The organism is Pseudanabaena sp. SR411, from assembly GCF_002251945.1.
Taxonomy (GTDB): Bacteria; Cyanobacteriota; Cyanobacteriia; order Pseudanabaenales; family Pseudanabaenaceae; genus Pseudanabaena.
Map to the genome: position 1 here is coordinate 26,562 of NZ_NDHW01000101.1, position 23,030 is coordinate 49,591.

The 23,030-nt window shown below is 40.0% G+C and carries 20 protein-coding genes; 5 read left to right on the plus strand and 15 right to left on the minus strand.

Going from position 1 to position 23,030, the window contains the following annotated elements; all coding sequences use genetic code 11:
- Nucleotides 1–20: 20 nt before the first annotated feature.
- Entirely contained in the window at nucleotides 21–1,040 is a 1,020-nt protein-coding gene (locus tag B9G53_RS10025) for a hypothetical protein (protein WP_094531735.1), read from the plus strand.
- Nucleotides 1,041–1,104: 64 nt separating this feature from the next.
- Nucleotides 1,105–2,364: a dihydroorotase gene (locus tag B9G53_RS10030; protein WP_094531737.1), complete on the plus strand. Its 1,260-nt coding sequence runs from the start codon at nucleotides 1,105–1,107 to the stop codon at nucleotides 2,362–2,364.
- Here the strand turns inward: B9G53_RS10030 and B9G53_RS10035 are convergent.
- The 9 genes from B9G53_RS10035 to B9G53_RS10075 all read right to left on the minus strand — a co-directional run bounded on the left by B9G53_RS10035 (nucleotide 2,357) and on the right by B9G53_RS10075 (nucleotide 14,360).
- Complete coding sequence (locus B9G53_RS10035; protein ID WP_094531739.1) at nucleotides 2,357–3,193, minus strand: glycosyltransferase family 2 protein; 837 nt, start codon at nucleotides 3,191–3,193, stop codon at nucleotides 2,357–2,359. The genes B9G53_RS10030 and B9G53_RS10035 overlap by 8 nt on opposite strands.
- A gap of 162 nt (nucleotides 3,194–3,355) precedes the next feature.
- Entirely contained in the window at nucleotides 3,356–4,435 is a 1,080-nt protein-coding gene (locus B9G53_RS10040; protein ID WP_141211754.1) for a hypothetical protein, read from the minus strand.
- A 12-nt stretch (nucleotides 4,436–4,447) separates the two neighbouring features.
- The gene (locus B9G53_RS10045; protein WP_094531743.1) at nucleotides 4,448–5,401 is read right to left on the minus strand and encodes a lysylphosphatidylglycerol synthase transmembrane domain-containing protein; all 954 of its coding nucleotides are present in this window, start codon (nucleotides 5,399–5,401) and stop codon (nucleotides 4,448–4,450) included.
- Nucleotides 5,402–5,437: 36 nt separating this feature from the next.
- Nucleotides 5,438–8,617, minus strand: a complete 3,180-nt coding sequence (locus B9G53_RS10050) for a glycosyltransferase family 39 protein (protein ID WP_094531745.1) — start codon at nucleotides 8,615–8,617, stop codon at nucleotides 5,438–5,440.
- Nucleotides 8,614–9,768, minus strand: coding sequence for a M48 family metallopeptidase (locus B9G53_RS10055; protein WP_141211755.1), 1,155 nt, complete (start codon nucleotides 9,766–9,768; stop codon nucleotides 8,614–8,616). Before B9G53_RS10055 ends, B9G53_RS10050 begins: the two co-directional genes overlap by 4 nt.
- A gap of 259 nt (nucleotides 9,769–10,027) precedes the next feature.
- Complete coding sequence (locus tag B9G53_RS10060; protein ID WP_094531748.1) at nucleotides 10,028–10,852, minus strand: 2OG-Fe(II) oxygenase; 825 nt, start codon at nucleotides 10,850–10,852, stop codon at nucleotides 10,028–10,030.
- A gap of 62 nt (nucleotides 10,853–10,914) precedes the next feature.
- The gene (locus B9G53_RS10065) at nucleotides 10,915–11,748 is read right to left on the minus strand and encodes a 2OG-Fe(II) oxygenase (RefSeq protein ID WP_094531750.1); all 834 of its coding nucleotides are present in this window, start codon (nucleotides 11,746–11,748) and stop codon (nucleotides 10,915–10,917) included.
- Between the two features lie 49 nt (nucleotides 11,749–11,797).
- Complete coding sequence (locus tag B9G53_RS10070; RefSeq protein WP_094531752.1) at nucleotides 11,798–13,111, minus strand: efflux RND transporter periplasmic adaptor subunit; 1,314 nt, start codon at nucleotides 13,109–13,111, stop codon at nucleotides 11,798–11,800.
- 49 nt (nucleotides 13,112–13,160) lie between these two features.
- On the minus strand, nucleotides 13,161–14,360 hold the full coding sequence (locus tag B9G53_RS10075) for a glycosyltransferase family 4 protein (RefSeq protein WP_094531754.1): 1,200 nt from the start codon (nucleotides 14,358–14,360) through the stop codon (nucleotides 13,161–13,163).
- Nucleotides 14,361–14,576: 216 nt separating this feature from the next.
- On the opposite strand from B9G53_RS10075, the gene B9G53_RS10080 reads away from it, so the two are divergent.
- Entirely contained in the window at nucleotides 14,577–15,389 is an 813-nt protein-coding gene (locus tag B9G53_RS10080) for a glycosyltransferase family 2 protein (RefSeq protein WP_094531756.1), read from the plus strand.
- A 24-nt stretch (nucleotides 15,390–15,413) separates the two neighbouring features.
- On the opposite strand, the gene B9G53_RS10085 is transcribed toward B9G53_RS10080, so the two are convergent.
- From B9G53_RS10085 to B9G53_RS10100, 4 genes are all read right to left on the minus strand, one after another.
- Complete coding sequence (locus tag B9G53_RS10085; RefSeq protein ID WP_094531770.1) at nucleotides 15,414–16,709, minus strand: homoserine dehydrogenase; 1,296 nt, start codon at nucleotides 16,707–16,709, stop codon at nucleotides 15,414–15,416.
- A gap of 232 nt (nucleotides 16,710–16,941) precedes the next feature.
- On the minus strand, nucleotides 16,942–17,289 hold the full coding sequence (locus tag B9G53_RS10090; RefSeq protein ID WP_094531758.1) for a DUF1830 domain-containing protein: 348 nt from the start codon (nucleotides 17,287–17,289) through the stop codon (nucleotides 16,942–16,944).
- Between the two features lie 225 nt (nucleotides 17,290–17,514).
- Nucleotides 17,515–18,987: a mechanosensitive ion channel domain-containing protein gene (locus tag B9G53_RS10095; protein ID WP_094531760.1), complete on the minus strand. Its 1,473-nt coding sequence runs from the start codon at nucleotides 18,985–18,987 to the stop codon at nucleotides 17,515–17,517.
- Nucleotides 18,988–19,413: 426 nt separating this feature from the next.
- On the minus strand, nucleotides 19,414–20,397 hold the full coding sequence (locus tag B9G53_RS10100) for a two-component regulator propeller domain-containing protein (RefSeq protein WP_254923616.1): 984 nt from the start codon (nucleotides 20,395–20,397) through the stop codon (nucleotides 19,414–19,416).
- A gap of 1 nt (nucleotide 20,398) precedes the next feature.
- On the opposite strand from B9G53_RS10100, the gene B9G53_RS27315 reads away from it, so the two are divergent.
- Entirely contained in the window at nucleotides 20,399–20,590 is a 192-nt protein-coding gene (locus tag B9G53_RS27315; RefSeq protein WP_176453169.1) for a hypothetical protein, read from the plus strand.
- A gap of 113 nt (nucleotides 20,591–20,703) precedes the next feature.
- Here B9G53_RS27315 and B9G53_RS10105 read toward each other — a convergent pair whose 3' ends face one another.
- Entirely contained in the window at nucleotides 20,704–21,825 is a 1,122-nt protein-coding gene (locus tag B9G53_RS10105; protein ID WP_094531762.1) for a FecR domain-containing protein, read from the minus strand.
- A gap of 210 nt (nucleotides 21,826–22,035) precedes the next feature.
- Here B9G53_RS10105 and rplI point away from each other — a divergent pair, with 210 nt between their 5' ends.
- Nucleotides 22,036–22,497, plus strand: coding sequence for a 50S ribosomal protein L9 (rplI, locus tag B9G53_RS10110; protein WP_094531764.1), 462 nt, complete (start codon nucleotides 22,036–22,038; stop codon nucleotides 22,495–22,497).
- Nucleotides 22,498–22,551: 54 nt separating this feature from the next.
- On the opposite strand, the gene B9G53_RS10115 is transcribed toward rplI, so the two are convergent.
- Nucleotides 22,552–23,030, minus strand: a 479-nt coding sequence (locus tag B9G53_RS10115) for a 4-hydroxythreonine-4-phosphate dehydrogenase PdxA (protein WP_176453170.1), incomplete at its 5' end; no start/stop codon positions are given.

Sequence of the window (23,030 nt, forward strand, 5' to 3'; positions counted from 1 at the left end):
CTCTAGACTGCCCGCATATCATGCCATTTAGACAATTCAGCCACAAAATTTACTGCTCTCTATCGACATCTCTCTTAATCTTAGGAATTGCTATTGGTCTTAATGCTTGCTTTAGCCCAAATAATGACAAAAAAACGGAAGTAGATAAATCACCTGTCCCGATTTTCTTATTTATCCAAGCTTCTCCCGATGGTAAGACGATCGAAGGAATTGTCCCTTCCGACTTAGTAGAACAGTTAGGCAGTTTAGATCGGGTAATTCAATCAATTCCTCTAGGTAGCAGTTTTTCATTAATCCAGTTTGGTAAACCACTAGGCATGTTTCAAGTCAGTGGGGTGCGTGGCTCCGATACTTTTGGAGCGATCGCCAGCTTTAAAGTACAAGCACCAGCCGAAAATGAGAAAAATCAATCAACCAAAAGCTTTGATCCTGCGATTTTGCGACAGCCAAATTTAACAATTGTGGCTAGCGATCGCGTTAATATGACAAGCGATCGCACCTACTTTTTTAACTGCCCCAGCAAAATCCAACCCCTTGTACTCGAAAAATCGCGTAATTTATTTGTAAAACTTGGGGCAAATCAAGCCTCAATCTCACAAGTAGCGATCGCCTCCTTAGTATGTGCCGATATCGACGGCGACAATCAGCCTGAAATCATTGCAGGCTTGCGCCTCGACAACCCCATTCGTCCCGCAGGCTTTGATTCCCAAGTGTGGCAAGAGTTTCTATCCCGTCCTGCCCTTGAGCGTCAGGAGTACAGCATGTTAGTCATGTTACAAAAATCAGCAAGCGGAGATTGGACTTCAGAACCAATTTTGACCCATACTAGAGCACTTTCCTACATTAATGACAGTGTGAGCAGCTATGCCCTCTATGGGCTTCAAGAGATCAGTGGCGATCGCTATCCCGAAATTGTCGTCCAAGAAATTGGCTTGAATTCCCTTGATGTGCGCGTATTCACACCCACAGTCGATACACAAGGCAAATGGCAATGGCGCAGTTATTACCAAAATCAGCGATCGCTAAATATTGTTCAATAAAACCGTTATAAAGGAAAAAGCAAGAAAGCCATAGTTTCCTTTTTTCCTTTTTCCTTTTTTTTATATGCCCCTAGAAAATCCCCTAACTTACCCAGTTCTCTTCAAGCAAGTACGCATTCTTGATACATCCTCATCATCAAATATTTCTGACACTTTTGCCGATGTTTTTGTTGATAGCGATCGCCAAATTCATCTCAACTTTGAGCCATCCCAAATTCCTGAGAACATCAACATTGATCCGCGTTCAGGTGTCGTCCTAGGAACAGGGCTAATTGATCTTTACAGCACTAGCTGCGAGCCTGGGCATGAATCTACCGAAACGATATCGGAACTAGTACAAGCAGCAAAAAATGGCGGATTTACCACCGTTGGCATTTTGCCCAATACCCAACCTGCTATCGATGATATTGCCGCTCTAGAGTTTTGGCGCAATGTGCAGCAAAAACATGGAAATACTCTGCAACCTTGGGGTGCAATCACCAAAGGGCTAGAAGGTAAACAACTCACCGACATGGCTGAGCTAGCTGATTCCGTAATTGGCTTTACTGATGGCAAAGCAATTAGCAATTTACTGCTTGTACGTCGTGCAATGGAATATATCAGACCACTCGGTAAACCAATTGCCCTATTTCCCAAAAACTCTGACCTAGCAGATAGTGGCGTAATTCGTGAAGGTAGATGGTCGATCCAATACGGCATGACTGGCTATCCTGCCGCCGCCGAGACTACAGCCCTTGCCGCCTTAATTGAGCTAGTACGCCTCACCAAAGCCCCCACCCATTTCATGAGGATTTCTACCGCCCAGAGTGTAGAACTAATGGCTCGAGCCAAAAATGATGGATTACCTGTAACAGCGAGTACCACTTGGTTACATCTTTGTCACTGCGATCGCGATTTAGCAACCTATGATCCTAATCTCCGCCTGATGCCACCTCTCGGCAGTGAAAGCGATCGCCTCGCTCTAATTGCAGGTATCAAATCAGGAGCCATCGATAGCATTGCGATCGATCATACTCCCCGTGCTTACGAAGAAAAAGTTGTACCTTTTGAAGTTGCACCCGTAGGTGCGATCGGCTTAGAGTTTGCCCTCCCCGTCCTCTGGCAAAACTTAGTAGTAACAGAATTACTAACTGCTAGTGAGCTTTGGCAAGCCCTTAGCGTTAACCCAGCAAAAACGTTAGGACTGGCACAACCCAAACTCACAACTCTTTTCGATCCAAGCTTAGAGTGGATAGTTACAAATAATGCGATCGCTTCTCAATCCAGAAACAGCAATTATATGGGGCGATCGCTCACAGGTAAAGTTTTAGAAAAGATTACTTAGGCGAAAATTTACCGATTACATAACCTGAAGCTCCAGCAGCAAACTCACAGGTTTTCATAAACAACATGACAATTCCCAAAAGAGGATTCTTGAAAAGCTTGGCAGGTTTGGCAAAAAACACACCATACCTACGAAGGATTGAAGTTTGTTTATGTAACCGATCCTTATTTTCATCTTTACGAATATACAGATCTAAAGTCTTTGCGTAGTAGAATTTCTTGCGACAATATGCAATCAAATTCAGATTGCGCTCATTATGGTAAATCAATGCTTTGACTCTACCAATGCACTCAGAACCATATTTTGATTCAATGCGGTTGGGAAGATCATAGTCCTCAGGACCTGTAATGGACTCATCATATCCACCTACTTCAAGATATGTCTGTCTATCGAAAAACCTTGAAGCCTCTTGCCAGTCAATTCCACTATAAAATGATCTTTCTAATTTTTTACATTGAACCCAAACGCCTTCTCCAAAGGATTCTTCGGGAATAATCAAAGCCTTTAGCTTGGAGTCTCCACGAATGGTATCAACGCAGGCTTGTACAACCCCCTCTGTTAACACCATATCACTATCAATGATCAGAATATATTCACCCTTAGACTGGGCAACACCGAAGTTTCTCTGAGCACTTCTTTCATGACCCTTGACATAGACCAAATCAGTATATTTCTTGGCGATCATCTGTGTATTATCTTGTGAGCTATTGTCTACGACGATTAGTTCAGTGTTCTTGTAGGATTGAGCAATAATAGACTTTAAACATTCTTCCAAATAAATTGCAGAATTGTAGGTAGGGACTATAACTGATACACATGGGTTACTCATAGATTTTCTCCTTAATTCAAATAGCTTTATATGGCAGTCCTAAATCATTTATCATTTGTAGATATTTTGATTTGTAGAAGATATCTAAGGGGTAATCTTTGAAAAAGTAGGATTGCCATATGTAAGGATTGTAGTAAAGTATTAGGGGGATTGACATGGAATTCATTTTTTTGAGTAGAAAGTATATACTCGATCCATTGCATTCTTAATAGCTGGATCTTGTGTTAGTTGATGATAGTACGCCAACCCTTGAAGTAAAGCTAAGTAATCCACACTTTTCTCCTTATCAAAGTAAGTTTCCCCACCTACAAAAACTCTTGTATTTCCTTTCGTGATAATCTCACCGTTTGGAGCAATGGAGGCTAACTCTAACTTAACGGCACGATTAACTGCATCCCACACCATAGTTCTCTGGCTAGCCTGAGAACTCAGATTAGTATAGTACAGCAATGCTTCTTGTAAAGAGACGCTTTGATAGCTACTATCAAAGCCATTCTTTTCTAGAAATGCTCCTGCTGAATTTTGTTGTTGCAAGGACAATAGTGCAAACTTATCTCCTAAGTGCACAGCATCCTTGCGATCAAGCGCTCTTCCAGTTAAATAGTAGGCAATAGCATTCTTCCATAGTCGATTAGTTGCCCTACCATTGCCATCACCTTTAATTAATTCAGCTTCTTTGGTCATAAGCCAAGTTAGAGAGGTAGAAATTTTGGGCTGGAGCTGATTGATCCTTTTACGCAGATAATCAGTTTCTTTACTCTCTTGAAACCATCGAGATTTTTGACAAAGGACCAAACTGTGACCAACGTCATTCAAATAGAATGCGACACTTGTTGGCGAACTTTTGCCTTTGGTGTTGGGTTCAAAGTCTTGAAAACTACCATCATTTTGCTGAAAAGGAAGTGGATATTCAATACTTTTGAGCCCAATGTCCACCATAGCAACGTTTTTAGTTAAAATGCCGTGAGTAATAAATCTACTAGAATAACGTTGAAACCCAACAGACATAAATCCTTGTTTGTTACGTCCAATTGCTCCACTTTGTTGATCAATGACAACGGCTTTCACCAAAAATCCTAGAAAATTGGGATCAATTTTGCTAAGAACATTCCATTGAGAACCCACAGGAGTTTGTGCCTCAGCTAATGGAATATTTCCTGTAGTAGAACAGCCTAAATACCCAGAGAAGGTAAAAGCTGTGCATACTGCGGTTGTCGCTAATAAGTATCTTAGGCTCATCAATTTTCATCCTAATTATTTTGTGTTTTTTAAGCCTTGGGAATCTAGTAGCAAAATTATGGCTCCAGGAAGCGCAAGAACCCAACCAAGTATTGTAAAAGTAAGAGATAAGAGTACAGCTTGTTCAGCAGTTAATCCAATTCTAGTAAATAAATAAGCCCATAAACCTTCTTGAATGCCTAAACCGCCCAAGGAAATCGGCATCAAGGTCACAACTATAGATATGGGGGTAAACACTAAAAGCTCCAAATAGGAAATAGGAATTTTTAATTGTTGAGCAAGTAAATATTGATAAAAAATTATTGATAGCTGGACAACAAAGGAAAGCGCGATCGCAAGCCCTAGTGATTGTCGATGTTTGAGGTATTGAATAACGATAAGCTGAACTTTGTCAAGGCGATCGCATAGACCTCCCAGCCTTATTTTCTTTAGCCAAGGTCTGCTCCAACTCAGCAGCAAAGGACTAGCAATCAAAAGAAATCCCCCCCAAATGACACAAGCACAGACAAGGAAGAGCAAAACAATATCCCAACTGCCAATAATTTTAAGTGCTGGTGGTATACCCACAAGAGCAAGGGCAAAAACGGCTGCTAACCCTGTAAATCTTTCCAAAAAAACCGACGCAAACGCTGTTTCTGGAGCATCGATCACTTTAGTAATCCGATAAACACGATAAAAATCTCCTCCAACTGAACTCGGTAAAAAAATGCTGACAAACATCCCCGCAAAATAACTGCTCAGTAAATAGGGAATTGGTATGTGGTAACCCGCAGATTTGAGTACAACTTGCCATCTCAGACAACTCAGCCATTGACAACCAGTATAAAAGAGCAAAGCAAAAATTATAAAAGGTAAGGATAGATATTGTAGACGGGTTGCAATTTGGTTAAGATCAATGCGAGTAAAAATAAAGGCTAGTATCGCGAAACTAACCGTTGCCTTGAATAATATTGGTAACTTATCTTTCATAGATAGCTTCTAACAGCTTTAAAAGTTGGGTAAAATTCAATAATTTCCTAAGTCTTTCCCTGCATTTGTCTCTCTTGGGAGCAAACCATCGGCTTTTTGCCACAACCGTAGCCGAACTCCATAGGGTTCAAATACGGATTTTCCTAGCGATCGCACATAGTCATAGAGTTGCTTTTGATTTGGCTCTTTAGGTTGTGGATTGTCATCTAGCTGAATCCAAATGCGATTTGACTGGTTTAATATTTCAGAAAATTGATCGACACTATTGACTACCTTACCACCTGCCCAGCGATCAATCATTCGGCCTTGTTTTAAGTAAAAACCATCGAGGCTCAAAATACCTTGAGATGGTAAAAAGTAATCCAGCTTACCAAGTGAAACAGCGGCAGCAGCAGGTAAGTTGGCAATTACAACATCATCTGGTTGTAAGTTTTGCTTGACATAGTCAAACAATTCAGGGTTTTGTCTCGCTAGTGCATCTTGATAGCCTGCTAGTACCCTGCTCGGTTCTAGATTACCCATGAATATCAGAGCGACGCAAGCCAAGGCGATCACTCTCAACGGTAATAAGTTGCTAATTCCTTTCTCGAGCATTCTCCCTAGGCTTCCTAAAATACAAAATGCACTGTAAACAGATAAAGTCACAAAAAGTGGATAAATTGCAAAAGTATAACGGGGAGAAATTTGAACTACCAAAATTGTAATTGACAATAGAAAAAGGCAGATACTACTAAATAGAAAGATTAATTTAGTATTTCTTTTAATTAGAAAATAAACAAACCCCAAGAAAAAAAACAGACTATAGATAACATTAATTCTGCTGTTACCTACTAGCAAGCCTTCCGCAAATCCAGTAATATCTCCTAACTGGAGTTTGACCTGTACCGATGAGCCACTTGATATACCTACAGGTGGCGTTAAGCAACGAATTAGAAAAAAGATACCATTAAAGCCAAATATTATTAATACCATGGCACTACTCAAAACAATAGACCAATCTTTCTTGAGAGAGAATGGTCTATAAAAGCAGAGAAATCCAATTAGGAAACAAGGCAAAAGTGTCAAATATCCTTCTTGGCTAAGTAAAAAAGCCATTGTGGAAATAAAGAATAAATGTTGATAGGTTTTACCTTCTCTAAAAATAAATCCCTTAGTAAAAAACCAGAAAGCAAACATCACATTCATTTGCAAGAACTGGTAGAATCGAGTATTACGCGAAATTGCTAATTCCCATGGATCGATCGCTAAAATTGCCGTAACTAATAGAGCTAGCCATATTTTGCCAGTAAACTTACGCGCCAGTAAAAATACGATAACTAGAGTGATTGTTCCAAAAATAACGGATGTAAATCTGGCATTTTCAGAGGAGAAGCCAAATATTTTCAGCCAAAGTGCAACAGAGTAGTGATACAGTGGTCCGCGAGTATACCAAATACCTGAAGTAGCGACGGGTGCACCTGTATTGAGAATTCCTCTAATTGCATCAAGGGAAGTATTTTCATCGGAGTCTCTTGATGTTGATGCTAAGTCATAAGCCCTTAAGCCAAAACCAATGGCAACAATCATCGTCAGCAATATCCATTGTCCCCAACTAGATAATTGCAGATTCGTGAGTAAGCAAGTCCAATTTGATGACCAAGAATGCACTTTCTGTTCATCTATCAATGATTCCTTAACCTTGGGGCTATATGCGTATTGTGAATTATACAAAAGGGAACCTAATAAGGTGATAACTTGAATCCCAATAAATCCAAACAATATCAATATATTGGTAAAAGGCTGGGCAAATAATAAGCCCATTTCCGACTCTGCATAGCGGTGTTTAAGTAATCCCATCCCTATTAAGAATAATGTCCCTGGCAACATTACTCCTGCACCAGCAGTTAATGAGTTCCAAACGCCAGAAGTAAAAAAGCCCAATCGTCCGATTAACAAAGCATTAGCAATAGCTGCTCCCACACCTAATGACTGCCAAAAAATATTATGTAATAAAAAGTCTGGATAGTTTAATAAGTAAGCATTACCCTCAAATTGGCGATTAAATTCTTGAGGATCTGGCAGCCTATAGGCGATCGCGCTAGGAGAAGATTCATCAAAATTTGGATTTGAAGATGTTTGCCAACTTGAATCAGTAGCAATCTGATTAATAATTTCACCATTCATAGTCTCTCGCCAGCCATCCAAGAAAAATCCCAAAGGAATTCTCTTAGAATCATCTGAATTAATAGTTAGAGATCTAGCAGCTCTTACACTTAAAATATTTTGACCACTTCTTAGCAAATTGGTAACTTCAAATAGGTGCAGTCTTCTATTATCATCACTCTCATATGCACTTACCATCTGACCATTGATCAACAAGGAATATTCCCCATCTCCAGCAAATCGAATGAAAGCCCGTTCTTGAGTTCCTTGAGATTGATCAATATCCCAAGTTTTTTGCAACCAGAGTTCTTCCTTGTTGCTCTCAGTGCCAGTAATCCAAGATCCTTCTAAAAAGCGATCATAAATATTTTGACTCAATCTACTAAAAGTTTTTTCTTTGATTGCCCCTGCTAACTTCGCAGTTACCCAGTTTTTATCAGTAAATCCTGTCTCAAACCAAGGAATGCTCTGGCTATTTTCTGCAAGTGTAGCTACTTTCCAATCCGATTCTCCAGTTGTAATACTTATTGGTTTCGCCCCTTTCAAAGGATAAACATATCCTTCAACTACCACACGCACATCTTGTCTATGCTTTTGAACTTCTAAGGCAATTACATTTTCACCAACATTCAAAACCTTAGCTATATCAACATAAAATGTTTGTTTCCAGTGTTTATGATATCCAATAAATCGATTTTCAAGGCGAACATCATAGGGTTCACTATCATTAATATTTTGATTAGCTAAAGTATTCCGACTGGCAAAAGATAAAGAACTATTTGTTGTCGCTAATTGCCGCCCAAGTTGTGTCCCATTAACGTAAAGAATAAAGCTATTGTCTGCACTAAGTCTCAACCATGCAGCCTGAGCTTTGTTTGTAAGATTAAAAGTATAACGAGCATAGAGACGGTAACTTGGTTGCGGCGATCCGATCCACTGTGCTGTAGAAGACCATGGAACTGGAGTTAAGGGGGTGGGTGGTTTGTCCCATATCGCAAAGCCTAACATTCCTAGCAAACAACCAAGAGTTAGAACTAAAGCTAAAGCCAACAGAGAATGACCAAATCGTTTCATTCCTCTTCCTCAATAACAATTTTCCATGCGCTATCATCAACTGATTGACGATAGCGTAGCCAAGCGTTTTGATAGTCTTTATCTTTAAAGCCTTTCCAAGCAAGATGTAAATATGCTTGTCCTAATAATGCTGAACGTGGACGTTGTGCATATTTTTGATTTTCAATAATCTTTAATGCAGTATCCGCAGACTTGTCAAACTCACCACCAACAGCTTTAGCTAACATCAAGTCATAAAGAGCTTCCGTATGATTTGGAAAGACCGTTAAAACTCTTTCAAACGAATTAGCAGCAGTTGCTGTATTGCGATTACTTAGATCGTTAAACTCACTAATACCCTGATTTAAAATTGCTGAAGCAAGATATCCCCTGACTAAAAAATTTTTCGGTTGGAGGATTAGTGATTCTTGAAAATGAGTTTCAGCATTAACCCAATCTTTTCGGCGATAGCTTTCTAAGCCTTTTACCAGTTCAACTAAAGAGTTGTCTGGCTGATCGTGATAATATCCTGCTTTTCCAAGACGCTCCCAAAAGAAATTATCACCTTGCAAAGGAGGATATAAAGTTGCTAAGGTTTTGCTCATGCTCTGGACAAAGCGATAATCTCCTTTAGCGTAGGATGTATTTAAATGGTAATGAATAATATTTGGTAATAGTATTGATATAGATAGAAAGATAAACCCTACTAATATCCAAGGTAGTAAGTTTTTCATATCCCTTCCAAATAGCTCTAAGGCTCTTTGGTTTTTATCTAAATATAATCCAAATAAATAGATTGAAAATCCCAGAATTGCGATCGCCCAATTCAGGCTAATATATGCAAAAAAGTTGACATTATAGCCAAGAATATTAGTAATAAATCTTTCTATTGAAGAAAATTGTAAAAAGCCACTATTTTTGATTAAAGCATTTAAGCTAGGCTCTGGTATATCTGGCTCATCTAAGACTATATTTTGTTTCCATTGTGCTTGTATTTCTGAGAAATTTCTTTCTACGTGACGATCAACTCTAGCGTTCTGACTATAATAATTATTCGCTAAGAATGTAGTTACAGGGTTCCAAGTAACTTGAAAACAGGGAAAGAGTAAAACTATAAGTAACCCACTCCAAAAAAGTAAGCGTAGAGCTTGACCTCTAACTTCCCAAACCATAAAAGTTAGACCTAGCAACCCACATAAAAATGGTATTATTCTGTAGTAATTAGCGATCGCAAGACTGACTCCAAAAGCTTCTAAAGTATCTGGTGGCAAAACATACCATACCGATCGAGTACTCAAGATTAATGCAAGAGAACCAACAAGAAGAATAATTCTTTGTCTATTTACTTGAGACGAAGCCCAATTTAGTAATCGCAATACAATTTTCATGGGCATACAAATTTAACTCATAACAATCTCTAACTATTTCTAATTACTTGTTTTGATTACGGGCTCTAATTTTCTCAGCCTCATGGCGATCGCCTGCTGTAGTTAGCCCAAACAACCGATGTTTAAGCGTACTAATTGGATTGTAGATCTTTGCTAAAAAAGCTTTTAGTGGAGAAACTTTTTTGGTTGCCCAAATAGTGGGTCTTCGAGGTGGTGATTCCTCTGGTGCAACCTCTCGATAAAAGTTCACTAAAATTGATTTGCGAGTGACATTATCTGGCAGTTTGAGCTGTCGATAGCCATGAAACGTATCCTCATCACAACAACGGATGATTGCACAGCGATTAAATATAGGGGCAACCTCATAAATTTTTGAAGTCTCTTGATGTTGCAACTGTAATTGACCACCATAACCATCTTGCCAATCTTTGTTGAGATAAATTAAAAGAGTTAGCTCATGAACCCAATTGTCATGGGTAGGATGCAAATTAAAATCAAGATGCATATCTAAAAAGCTACCATTAGTTCCTTGGTGAAGCTCGCCACAATAGTCAAAGTCCATGAATACTTGTTTCCCTGAAACTTGGCTAATAAATAGCCTAAACTCGTCAGACAGTAAGTCTTGATGCAGGTTTGAGAATAAATCTGACGTTTTAGCCCAAAATGATAATTCATGCTTTTGGGTAAATAAGTAATGATGAGAACGATGCATAAGGGAGATGTCTGGGAATTGTGCAAGTAACTCCTCTGCCAAATCTTCATGCAAAAAATTATCAATGACAATATAGGGAAATGGAGTTGCATTTAGGAACTGATGGGATAGCTTTTCAGTTTCTTTACAGACATCAGGATTGACAACTGTTAACATTTTTACCTACTTTTTTGATTACAAGACAAGTTGTTAGCATCAAAATATGCAAGGCTTTTCTTTTATTTTATATTAAGATCTTTTTTAAGCTGTTTCTTGATTTTTTTAGCTTCTTCACGATCACCAGCAGTCGTTAGACCAAATACTTGGTGTTTAAGTGAACTGATTGGGTTATAAATCTTAGCAAGTAAAGCTTTTAGAGGAGAAACTTCCTTGGTCGCCCAAACAGTTGGGCGGCGTGTAGGAATTTGTTCGGGTGTAACTTCTCTATAGAAATTTACTAAAATTGATTTCCGAGTTATATTCTCAGGCAAATTTAACCGCCGATAACCGTGAAATGTTGTCTCATCAGAACGGATAATCGTGCAACGATTAAATACTGGAGCAACTTCATATACTTTGGGATTATCGTGATTTTGCATCAGCAACTGACCACCATAATGGTCTTGCCAATCTTTATTGAGATAAATTAAGAGAGTCAGCTCATGTATCCAAGTTTCATTTTTTGGATGCAAATTGAAATCAACATGCATGTCTAAAAATCCGCCATCACGCCCTTGATGCAATTCACCACAATAATCGGCATCCATAAATACTTGCTTGCCAGAAACTTGGCTAATAAATTCCCTAAATTGATCAGAGAGTAAATCTTGATGCAATTCCGAGAACAAATCAGATACTTGAGACCAAAAAGACAACTCGTACTTTTGATTAAACAAATAGTGATGAGAAGAATGCATAAGGGACAATGCTGGGAAGTCTTGCAATATTCTTTCTGCCAAATCCTCATGCAAAAAATTGTCTATGACAATATGGGGAAATGGAATTGCATTCAAAAATTGATTATTTAGATTTTCAGGATCTTTACAGACCTCCTCATTGATAACTTTTAACATTTGCTTATCCTTAAACTAACCTGCAAAAAAATTTTTGTATCGCTCAAAACTAAAGTGAAGTCTCTAGCTTATCTCCAGGATTTAGGGGGCTAGGGGAAAGCACAACGCGATCGCCTAAGGCTAATCCATCTAGAACTTCTCGTTGACTATCGAAAGTTCGACCTAATTTAACTTTTCTGACAACCGCTTTACCTGACTCGGCAAGCATGACCATACCTTCACCCGCAGACAGATGGATTACAGCACTTTCGGGAACTACCATACTTGTTCTACCTTGATCAAACTGCACATACCCTTGTAAACCCGGAGCCATTTCCAAATCTTGGACTCTAATCCATACAGAATAAGTAAATTGTCGATTAACTCCAGCTTTACCGGGGGTAGGATTAGTTTCAACGGTGGGATTAAGTCGGATTACTTGCCCTGTATAAGTTTTACCGGGGTAGGCGACAAATCTAACCGTCGCTATATCGCCGACTTTAACTGTGTCGAGCCGAGCTTGATCGATATATGCCTTAAAGACGATATCTTGGCTTAAGGTCAATAGCCTGGCATTTAGGTTAGCAACCTCACCAGCACTAATATTTAGTCGGCTAACTAGTCCATTGTTTGGAGCATAAATTACGGTGCGCTCTAAATTTGCAAGGGCATTTTGTAAGGCTATTTGATCGTTCTTTAGCTTAAATTCCAGACTTTCAGCCTGACGTGCGAGATCATTACGAGTACGATCTAGTTCTCTCTCAGCAGTGTAGAGATCGCGTTTACGGATTAGATATAAGTCTTCAGTATCTGCTAGTTGAAACCTTGAGAGCGCTCCTTCTTTAACAAGAATCTCTGATTGATTAAGCTTAGCATCAAAAATAGCGACTCTACCCTTAAGACTTTCAACATTTGCCTCCAAAGAAGATAGCTGATCATTAGTTGTTTGCTCAATGATTTGCAACCCAACTTCAGAGATGGCAATATTATTACGAGCAGTCTCAACTGCGTTTTCAAAAAGTTCTTTATTTAGCTCAATTAATGGCTGACCTTTAGTTACGCGATCGCCTTCTTGTACATATACTTTTGCAACAGATCCCGACACTAATGGCTGAAGCGCAACTTCTTGTAAGGCGACTGACTCACCAGGTGCAGCAACTGAGTCGTCAATAGGTTGCTGACTTACCACGGCTGTCTCTACCTTGATCGGTTTGCCTGCTTTTCTTTGCTGGGCTGGGTAACCAATATCAGACGAATAGCTTCGAGACTCAGGATTTCGCAGGGTTGGCAACAAAATAGTGACTGCTAGAACGCCGATTATTCCTAGGGGAACAACGACTAGAAGCACCAATACAAGACGAGAAAATGGACGGGGTACAGCCATATTACACAGATTAGTAGAATCTAGTTTTTGTAATTATCTAAAATTATGCTTAAGTCAAAGCTTTTGTAAATACATCCTGCCACAACAAAACAAGATGTGACCAACCAAAACGGACTTGAATATCTTTTAGCCCTCGCTGACCTAGTTCTTTAGCTCGAATGGGATCAGCTATCAGATCAATAATTGCTTCAAAGAGTGCTTGAGGATCTTTTTCTTTTACTAAAATCCCTGTAACACCAGACTGAATAACATCGACAATACCGCCAACGGCACTAGCAATTACAGGTTTTTCATGGGCTAAAGCCTCAATCATCACAATCCCTAACCCTTCAGTATCTCCTTTGCTATCAACAATAGCTGGCAAAACAAAAATGTCGCAAGAGGCATACTCATAGGCTAGTTCTTCTTTGCTAACAAACCCCAAGAAATCGACTACTTTCTCTAGTTTGAGTTCCCGACATTGAGCCTTGATTTCATCTTCCAAAATCCCCTTGCCAACAATGCGTAACCTTACTGAATATTTACTAAGAACTAATGGTAAAGCCTCTAGTAAGTAACGTAGTCCCTTACGTTCGTCCAATCTGCCTACAAATAAAAGCTTAATATCTTCTTCAGGCTTTCTTGGGACAGGATGTTTTGGCTCAATCGTTAAACCATAGGGGATAACTGTCACTTCTCCACTGTATAGCTTTTGAATCAGTGCTTGTGTAAATGAAGAATTGGCTGTTACACCCTTAGCCATTGGTATTTGCCAGCGCAAGATTGACCCAACAAAGTTAAATTTTTTAGCTAATAGAAGCTCTGCTCCATGAAAGCTAAAAAGCATAGGAATACCAAGTAGTTTGTTTACAGGATAAGCCATCAGCCCATGGGGAAATGGCCAATTAACATGGAGTAAGTCAGGCTTTTGTTTCTTACATAACCAAAACAATTGCCAGGTCCCAAGCAAAATATACAAAAGAGCCACCAATATGTATAAAGGCTGCTTTTGTAGTTTTGTTGGTGCGCCATCGCGAACTAGATTTTCAAAACGTTTAAAAAAGTAGCGAAACCGATAAACTTCAATATTATCTAAGTTGTGCGTCTGTGAGCCTTCATAAGCTGGGGCAAAAATTGTAAAGTTGATTCCGAGCGATCGCATTTGCAAAACGGCTTCGCGGATAAAAGCGCCATGATTACCATCAGATGTTGTGGGGTAAACAGAGGAGATTACAAGAATATGCTTGTCACGAAGATCATCAATAGACATTAGAAAAGTACTTGAAATATTATTTTAAAAAGTTGCTTGCCAAATCTAAGTTTGAGTAAATTCATTTAAAAGTTTATCTGAATCTCCTGAGAAGAACTTGTCTAAGCTAAAATACGCAGAGATTCATATTATTTTAAAAGTATTTTATGGAAAAGAGTGAATAAATAATATAAATTGCGCTTTTCAAAACTAGAACATTCATAGGTTTCTAATTTTATGTCAGGATCTTCTGTGCTTGCAGCAAATCTGCCTCAACAACTCCCCTTAGAAAGTCGTTCTGTAACTATTGTCATCCCTGCTCTAAATGAAGAAGGAAACCTTGAAAGACTTCTTCATTTAATAGAGAAAGCATTTCTCAGTCTTGGATTTACTTTACCTGTAATTCTCATTGATGATGGAAGTACTGATGAGAGTCCCCGAATCTTAGTACAGTTGCAGCAAAAATATGACTTTTTGACGGTAATTACTCATCCTCAAAGACTTGGAGTAACACATGTATGGAAAACGGCGATCGCCAATACCACTAGCGATTGGATTTTTTGGGGTCAAGCAGATTTGGAGTCTAATCCTGAGTTGGATATCCCTATATTGTTAGGAGCTTGTACCAAGGAAGTACATGCAGTCGCAGGGTGGAGACAAAATCGTGGAGATGGCAAAAAACTAGCTTCTAATGTGGCAAATACAACTTGCCGTCTGCTCTTTGGCTTAAAAATTCATGATATGAACTGGATTAAACTCGTACCAAGAGAATTAGTTGCGGTTCTTCCTATGGATGTCATTACTCACCGTTATTTGCTAGCAGTTTTAGCTGGATTTGGCTACCACATTGCCGAGGTTCCTACACCGTGGTTTCCTCGCTACTCTGGGTATAGTAAGTTTGGGAAAAGACGCTTACTTTCCTCTAGCGTAGATTTTCTGAGGGCATTTCGCTGGTTTATTAGCAAACGATTTTCTAAAGCAAGTTCTGATTTTGTAGATTCTGAAAAGGAAAATGCGGCAGATACGTCGAATTTTCCCTCTCAGAGTTAACAGCTATTTTCAAGCTTGTTATATTCACAAAACTCGCAGCACTGTTGGAATACTATGCAAAGTATTTAACTCGCGGATAGTGGCGATCGCCTGTTGGAAGTTGTACTCGCTCACTCTTTGCGTTACTACCACAATTTCAGCTAGCCCATCATGACTTGTATTTTTTTGTAAAATTGCATTCAAGCTCACGCAGTGTTTGCCAAAAGCAGTACCCAGATCGCCGATAACTCCAGGTTTATCATGGGTTAGCAGTCGCGCATAGAACTGGGTTACGGTGTTTTCAATGGGGGCTATTTTAGCGTAATGTTCATGGGAGCAACCCATTAATTGATTTACTTGATTGGGCATAGATTTCAAGGCTGCCACAACATTGATAATGTCGGCAACTACAGCACTAGCGGTTGCGCCTGCACCTGCCCCAGGCCCTGAAAAAACAACTTCACCAATGGGATCGCCTTCAATGCGAACGGCATTAGTGACACCATGAATATTCGCAAGGGGGTGTTGAATCGGGATCAGGGTCGGATGTACTCGAATTTCCAAATTAATGTCATTTTTGCTATCGGTACGCCGCGCAATTCCTAAGAGCTTGATTGTAAAGCCTAACTCTTTGGCATATCCAATATCAGCACTGGTGATCGAGCGAATCCCCTCTCGATAAATGTCCTCAAGTTTGACGCGATCGCCAAAGGCAAGACTTGCCAAAATCGCCATCTTATCGGCAGCATCATAGCCATCGACATCGGCTGTGGGATCAGCTTCTGCATAGCCTAATTGTTGAGCTTCAGCAAGGGTTGCGTCAAAATCAGCACCCTCAAAATACATACGGCTAAGAATGTAATTAGTTGTGCCATTGACAATTCCTGTCAATTCACTAATGCGATTACCACCTAGACTTTGTTTAAGAGCCTGAATCACAGGAATACCACCACAGGCGGCGGCTTCTAGCATTACATATACGCCTTTTTGTTTGGCGGCGGTAAAAATTTCATTGCCATGTCTGGCAATTACAGCCTTATTAGCGGTAACAATGTGTTTGCCATTGGCGATCGCTTTTAAAATCAAACTTTTGGCTGGCTCAATTCCGCCAATAACCTCAACCACAATATCGATCTCAGGATCACTAACTATCGCAGCCAAATTATCTGTGACAATGGTGGAAGCGATCGCCACATCACGCTGCTTGGCTAGCGATCGCACACCCACCCGCGCGATTTCGATATCAGGTAGCAGGGGATGGCGACCCGCAGGGTCTTGGAAAATTTTGGCAACACCTGTACCAACCGTTCCTAATCCGAGAAGTCCAACTTTATATGTCACAGTCTTACTTTTTTTGATTTTCGTCAATATTTTATTAGCTTTTATTGTAGTTTTTTTGGGGACGCGATGAATCACTGCATAGGTAGCTACAACATAAAACCCAAATAAATGAAGGCGGCGCTTCGCGCCGCCTTCATTTATTTGATTGCGATGCAATCTCTTCTTTTGAAAAAAATAATAAAGTTAATAAAGCCTAAAACAAAAAAAGCAACGGCTACTACATAATCCAAAACTAAGCGGCGATCACCATCAACGAATCTTTATTTGACTCTTTCGGGCTTGATAAATTTAGTCCCATATTCATGTCCATAGCTACGACTGCTATTTGAGAACAAGGAATCGTATCCGCATGAATTAAACCAGATGAAACACATTCACAGATTTCTAGTAAGGCATCCAGGGGCGCAGCAAATTGAATGCATTGATTAGGGAATACTACTCTTTCAAAAAAATTAGTATTGGGTTGAGCTATACGAATAATTTGTACAAATTCAGTGTCGTTACGATAAATGCAGATTGATTGATTGAATTGAGATTCTAAGTTGCTGGAATTAATTTTTTGCGCTTGTATATTAAACATTTTGATCACTTATGAGTAGCCACTAACTTTACTGGTTCATGATCCCAGAGTACGGGATCGTCTCATGGCTAGCAGTGATATAGCGCACATATTCCAAGTTTCTTAAGCTTTGGGGATCGATTTTTTAATGGTTTGTGAGAGTGAGTCTCAAAGCGACCGACTCTCACAAACCATTAAAATTTGGATTGCTAAAGATTTGATTTTTACAGCGCTTTGCGCTGTAATTTATAGACTTTTACCTAAATTAATTCCAAAAATATTATTTAAGCGATCACGTACCCATGACAAAGCCGCATATTGCGATCGCTGCAATTCTTCTTCGTTGAGTAATCCCAGACTGATTAAAACCTGCTGTCGTTCTGATAATTTTAAAGCAATCTGCTCACCTAATTCTTTATGTTCACTGAGTAGCTTTTGTAACTGTTGGCGCTCCACCACAAATAAAACTGTATCTACAGTCAAAGCTCTTACCGTGGCAGTCCGAGGCGTACCAGTTAGGAGTGAAATCTCACCAAAAAATTCTCCTTCACTTAATGTGGCGATCGCCTGATTATTCTTTTCTGAAAAGATTTCGACGACACCCGACAAAATAATGTAAAACTCTTCACTAGGATCATTTTCACGACAAATGATTTCAGTGATATCAAAATGTTTACGATAGCCTCTAGCAATTAAGGCAAATAGTTCTACTTCTGTGCATCTTTCAAAATAGGATATTTTTCGTAATAAATCACGTAGGCTTCTGGTACTTATTTCATTACTAGCTAGCGGAATAGCAGAATTTAGCTGTTTCGTATTTTGCAATTGTTGATCATCTTCTGGATTTGTTGGCACAATAATTTGCCGCATTGCTTCAGGATTGTGCAGGATGATCTCTCTAGTTGGGAAAGGAATTCTAATACCTCTAGATCTAAACTCGTAGGCAATCCGAAAATTAATAGAACTCCGAATTGGTTCATTAGCATCAGGATCATCAATCCAGACTAATAGCTCAAACTCCAGTGATTCTCTCCCAAATGCTTGAAACCAAACTTCTGGTGGTGGACTCGACAATACCCGTGGTTCATGTCGAGCCGAAGTTAGCAAAGCTTCAGTTAAGACCAATAGATCAGTGTCGTAAGCCACGCTAACAGGGATATGAATACGGCAAGTATGTCCTTCATAACTCCAGTTAACTGTATTGTTTTCGATAAATCGCTGGTTTGGCACAATTACGAATAAATCATCTTCAGTACGAATAATTGTGGAGCGAATGGAAATTTTTTCAATTGTGCCTTTAAGTTCACCGATTTCAACGTAATCACCAACCTTGATAGTTTGCTCGAAGAGTAAAACTAGTCCACTAATAAAATTGCTAGCAATATTTTGTAATCCAAAGCCAATCCCAATACCGACTACACCTGCGATCACCGCTAGAGAACTAAGATCTATTCCAGCAGTTTGTAGAATAATTACACTGCTAAGGGTAATCAGTACATATTTAATGAATACGGTAATCGCTTCTTGCAATCCACGATTAATCCGAAGTTTTGTTAATAGCGATCGCCTAATGATTTCGCTAATAATTCTTGATGCAAAAAAAGCTAAGACAATGAGTCCTAACAAAGAAGCGATTGTGGCGATCGAAAACTTAGTACCTCCAATATCTAAAATCTGAGCTGTGAAGATTTCATACAGTTTTGTTAATAAAACATCCATCTTTTAGTTTAATTTCTCCACAACAACTCAACCCAAAATAATTTTAGGTGCTTATAAAAATAAATTACCCAAACCCGTAAAGTTTTGACCCTGCGGGTCTCAACTTTATGGGTTTGGGTTTGTCATTAATTATGTCCACCTAACTAATTGATACATTTGCAAACGGCTATAGCATTCCTAAATCATTTGTAGATTTTTTGTTTCGTTTAAGAATAAACCTTTGGATCAATTTTATCCAACCTATTTAAGAAAAGCTATATAGCAATCCTAAAAGGGTTGTGGAAGTGCTTCTCTTCGGGGCGCTATCCCACAACCCTCCAAATCTTACAACTCATTTAGGATAGCTTTTCATGATCTAAATATAGCAATCATAGAAAAGAGAAAAAGCACAATTCTCATCCCTTTCTTAATTTACTTCTCGATTTACTATTTTTGAGTTGTATAAACTACAGTCGCATTTGCGTTGGGTATTTCTGATTTTTTAAGCTGAGTGTTAATCTTGCCTAAACCATCCTCAGTCCCAATCCATATTTGTTGATTATGGACAAGCAAATTGATGACTGAACTACTGGGCAAGTTATAAATTGATGATGTAATTGCGCCATTATAGGTATTGGCAAGAACTAACCCATCCCTCATGCCAATCCACAACTCACCATTTTTATGACTCGCCAGAGCCACAATATCTCGTCCAGTTACAGAATTAATGCGAGCGATCGCCTTATTAGTTTTTGGATTAATTTCAAGCACATTGCGGGGAGTTCCAGCCCAAATCTTACCCGATGGCTCCACGGCGATCGCTTGGACAATTTGACCTGATACATAGGGAATCCTTGCGGTAATTTTGGCTGTTCCAGGGTTGATTTTCACCAGTCCATTTAATGTACCGACCCAAAGATTGCCAGCATTGTCGAACTGCATCACATTGGCAGCCGTCCCCGGTAGGTCGGGCATTCTGGCATAGGTTTCAGCATTATAAGGACTGATTCGAGTTAAACCTTGATCAGTTCCAACCCAAATAAAACCTGCACGATCCATCGCTAGACTGAGAATTCGACTGGAAGATAGTTGGATCGCAATGTTTTCAATTTTGCCTGAGCTAGGATCGATCTGATATAAGCCTGAAGTTGTACCAACCCAAAAATAACCACGACGATCTTCTAATAAAGCAGTAACTGTAGAATTTGGTAAAGAGATGGAGTTAATTGCCGCACCAGTTCTCTGATCAATTTGCATCAAACCTTGCCAAGTGCCAATCCATAGTCGCCCACGATAATCGATCAGGGTTGAACTAACTCGACTATCTAAATTTGATGATGGGTTACGGGCAAGACGAATATTGGTTGGTATGACTACATTATGCTTGTCAGGATTAATTGCATTGGCACTGCTAACGACTCCATAGGTCACGGTGCATAAGCTAGCTACGTTAACTATTACGGAAATTAATGTACTGGATACCGCTCTGGAGATTTTTTGGGCTGCCAACATCTTTACCACCATCATTAGTCGCTATGTATGCTCTTTTAAGCGTCAGATGTTAACACAAGAGATTGCGATCGCCACATCAATTTTGGGCATTCTATGGCAATATCATGTGTGAAACCCAAAATAGTAATGGCGGTGCTTCGCACTGCCATTACTATTTTGGGTATTTGGTATTACTGATAGCCAAAACCATAGAATTAAAGGTGGCGCAATGCGCCACCTTTAATTCTATGGTTTTGGCTCTGGAGCTACGGGTGCAGGTGCAGGTATCTCAGGTTGAACTGGCTGAGGTGGTGGCTCTAAGGGCACAGGTTGTGGTGGTGGCTCTATCGGTGTTGCCACAGGATTGTTAGTTACAGGTGTCGGCTCTGTCCTTACTGGTTCTGGAGCATTATTGTTGGCTGGAGCAGGGTTGTTGGAGTTTGCTTGTGGAACAGGAGGTTCCGTCCTAGCTGCTGTTGGTTCTTCTCGTTTGGGGGCAGATGGCTCTTCACGACGATCAGTGCGATCGCTATTTGTTGCTGGACTTGAATTATAAGTAACTTTATTGCGATTGGTATTTTCACTAGGTTTAGGTAAGTCAGCACGGCGAAACTCGATCGTACTTGCTTCTTTAACCGTCGCGGTCACTCCAAATTCTGAGGTGATTTGTGGCAAACTTGCCAACTGTGTACTAAATCCAAAAATCAAAGCATTATTAGCAATCCGCTTGTCAATGCTTTCTTTGTCAATGCGTTTTGGAGCCGAAGCCTTACCATCGGCTTTGATCCTAATTTCTTCGCCTTTGCCAAGGGTGACAATCTCCGATGTGCTTTTGAGTAAAACCGTGACAGTGCCATCAAGAGCAATCACCCGCCGATCTTCCGCCGCCTTAGTTGGAATTTCTAGATACACCGTGCCATCGTTGCTAGAAATTTCACCAAAGGGTGTTTGGACTTGGGCGGGAGATTTGCGATCGCTAGCCGCCCATGCTACTAAGCGCCCAGAGGTAAATTCAACTTGATTTTGGGGTCTGAGAGTTAAACTTGATTTTCCGCCAATTCTGATAATTGCACCACTGCGTAAAGTCACTTGAGCAGTTGATGAATCTTCAGTGCTAACGCTTTCATTTACCTTAAGCGGCACACCAACAGTCGCAGGTCTTGCGGATGTGGCATTAACATACTTAACACGCACAGGGTAGCTGCGAATTTCACTAATTTCGGCGATCGCTTCGGTCGGTAAAGCCTCAGAACTAAAAGGTTTAGGAGGCTGATTAATTGTGCAACTAGGCAGAACTACTACCGCTAGTGACAAGACCAGAAGCGGTAAAATTTGCCTAGAGATTTTGAATAACTGCCAACGCTGCATCGTAAATTTTTTGTAGAGTCTACAAAGCCAGTTTTTTCGCTATACTAGAAAGTCTGGTTAAAACCGTAAATTCTAATGTATCTATATTAGTTCTAACTTCGTTGTTTGACCATAGCTAGTAGTAATTCTCATCATAGCTGTGAGACTGCGCCGTAGCCGCAATCCCTCAGATGTAAATCTATCTTTTAAACGAGTAAGAGTCAAAAGCACATGGCAAAGAGTAATTTGCAGGTCATGCTGACCAAAAATGTTACAAAATTAGGCAAACTTGGCGATTTAGTAGCTGTAAAGCCTGGGTATGCCCAAAATTTCCTCATACCTCAAGGTTTAGCTATTCGTGCAACCTCAGGTGTTGTTAAAGAAGTTGAAAGACGTAAGGAAGTTGAGCGTCAACGCTTGATCGCTATTCGTCAAGAAGCAGAAAGCCGTAAGACCGCATTATCAACTATTGGTGGCTTTATTATTAAGAAAAAAGTCGGCGAAGGTAATGCAATTTTCGGTACTGTGACCGATCGCGAAGTTGCTCAGTTGATTACTGCAAAGTCGATGCTAGAAATCGATCACCGCGACATTACAATTCCTGAAATTAATCAAACAGGTACTTTTGATGTTTCGATCAAGCTTCATGCTGAAGTCACAGCAACGATCAAAATTCAAGTTATTCCTGAATAATCATCTCTCTAAAAGAGGCGGCGCTTTGCGCCGCCTCTTTTTTTGACAAGGGGCTTAAGCCCCTTGTCTTATTTTTACGAGTTCTACAGCTAGAGCGATCGCCTCGATCGTACTAGCAGGATCGGCAATACCTTTGCCAGCAATATCAAAAGCTGTCCCATGATCGGGCGATGTGCGAACAAAGGGCAACCCAATTGTGGTATTCACAGCCCGATCAAAGGCTAAGAGCTTAACGGGTATTAAACCCTGATCGTGGTACATGGCAAGATAAGCGTCATGCCCAAGTGAGATACGATCGCGATCGCTCCAAGCTTTTGCAGGATTGATCCACATCGTATCGGGTGGAATTGGGTTTGTAACTTGCACATTCGGGTGTTGCTGGCGATAGCGATCGATTAATGGCTGTAACCAGTCTTGCTCCTCGCGCCCTAATTGTCCCTGTTCGCCGCTATGGGGATTGATCCCCGATATGGCAATACGTGGATTGGTAATCCCGAAATCCTGTAACAGAGATCGGCGTATTACCAATCCAC

Coding starts and splice junctions, on each gene's coding strand:
- B9G53_RS10025 (WP_094531735.1), top strand. CDS start 21: ATGCCATTTAGACAATTCAGCCACAAAATTTACTGCTCTCTATCGACA.
- B9G53_RS10030 (WP_094531737.1), top strand. CDS start 1,105: ATGCCCCTAGAAAATCCCCTAACTTACCCAGTTCTCTTCAAGCAAGTA.
- B9G53_RS10035 (WP_094531739.1), bottom strand. CDS start 3,193: ATGAGTAACCCATGTGTATCAGTTATAGTCCCTACCTACAATTCTGCA.
- B9G53_RS10045 (WP_094531743.1), bottom strand. CDS start 5,401: ATGAAAGATAAGTTACCAATATTATTCAAGGCAACGGTTAGTTTCGCG.
- B9G53_RS10050 (WP_094531745.1), bottom strand. CDS start 8,617: ATGAAACGATTTGGTCATTCTCTGTTGGCTTTAGCTTTAGTTCTAACT.
- B9G53_RS10055 (WP_141211755.1), bottom strand. CDS start 9,768: ATGGTTTGGGAAGTTAGAGGTCAAGCTCTACGCTTACTTTTTTGGAGT.
- B9G53_RS10060 (WP_094531748.1), bottom strand. CDS start 10,852: ATGTTAACAGTTGTCAATCCTGATGTCTGTAAAGAAACTGAAAAGCTA.
- B9G53_RS10065 (WP_094531750.1), bottom strand. CDS start 11,748: ATGTTAAAAGTTATCAATGAGGAGGTCTGTAAAGATCCTGAAAATCTA.
- B9G53_RS10070 (WP_094531752.1), bottom strand. CDS start 13,111: ATGGCTGTACCCCGTCCATTTTCTCGTCTTGTATTGGTGCTTCTAGTC.
- B9G53_RS10075 (WP_094531754.1), bottom strand. CDS start 14,360: ATGTCTATTGATGATCTTCGTGACAAGCATATTCTTGTAATCTCCTCT.
- B9G53_RS10080 (WP_094531756.1), top strand. CDS start 14,577: ATGTCAGGATCTTCTGTGCTTGCAGCAAATCTGCCTCAACAACTCCCC.
- B9G53_RS10090 (WP_094531758.1), bottom strand. CDS start 17,289: ATGTTTAATATACAAGCGCAAAAAATTAATTCCAGCAACTTAGAATCT.
- B9G53_RS10095 (WP_094531760.1), bottom strand. CDS start 18,987: ATGGATGTTTTATTAACAAAACTGTATGAAATCTTCACAGCTCAGATT.
- B9G53_RS10105 (WP_094531762.1), bottom strand. CDS start 21,825: ATGCAGCGTTGGCAGTTATTCAAAATCTCTAGGCAAATTTTACCGCTT.
- rplI (WP_094531764.1), top strand. CDS start 22,036: ATGGCAAAGAGTAATTTGCAGGTCATGCTGACCAAAAATGTTACAAAA.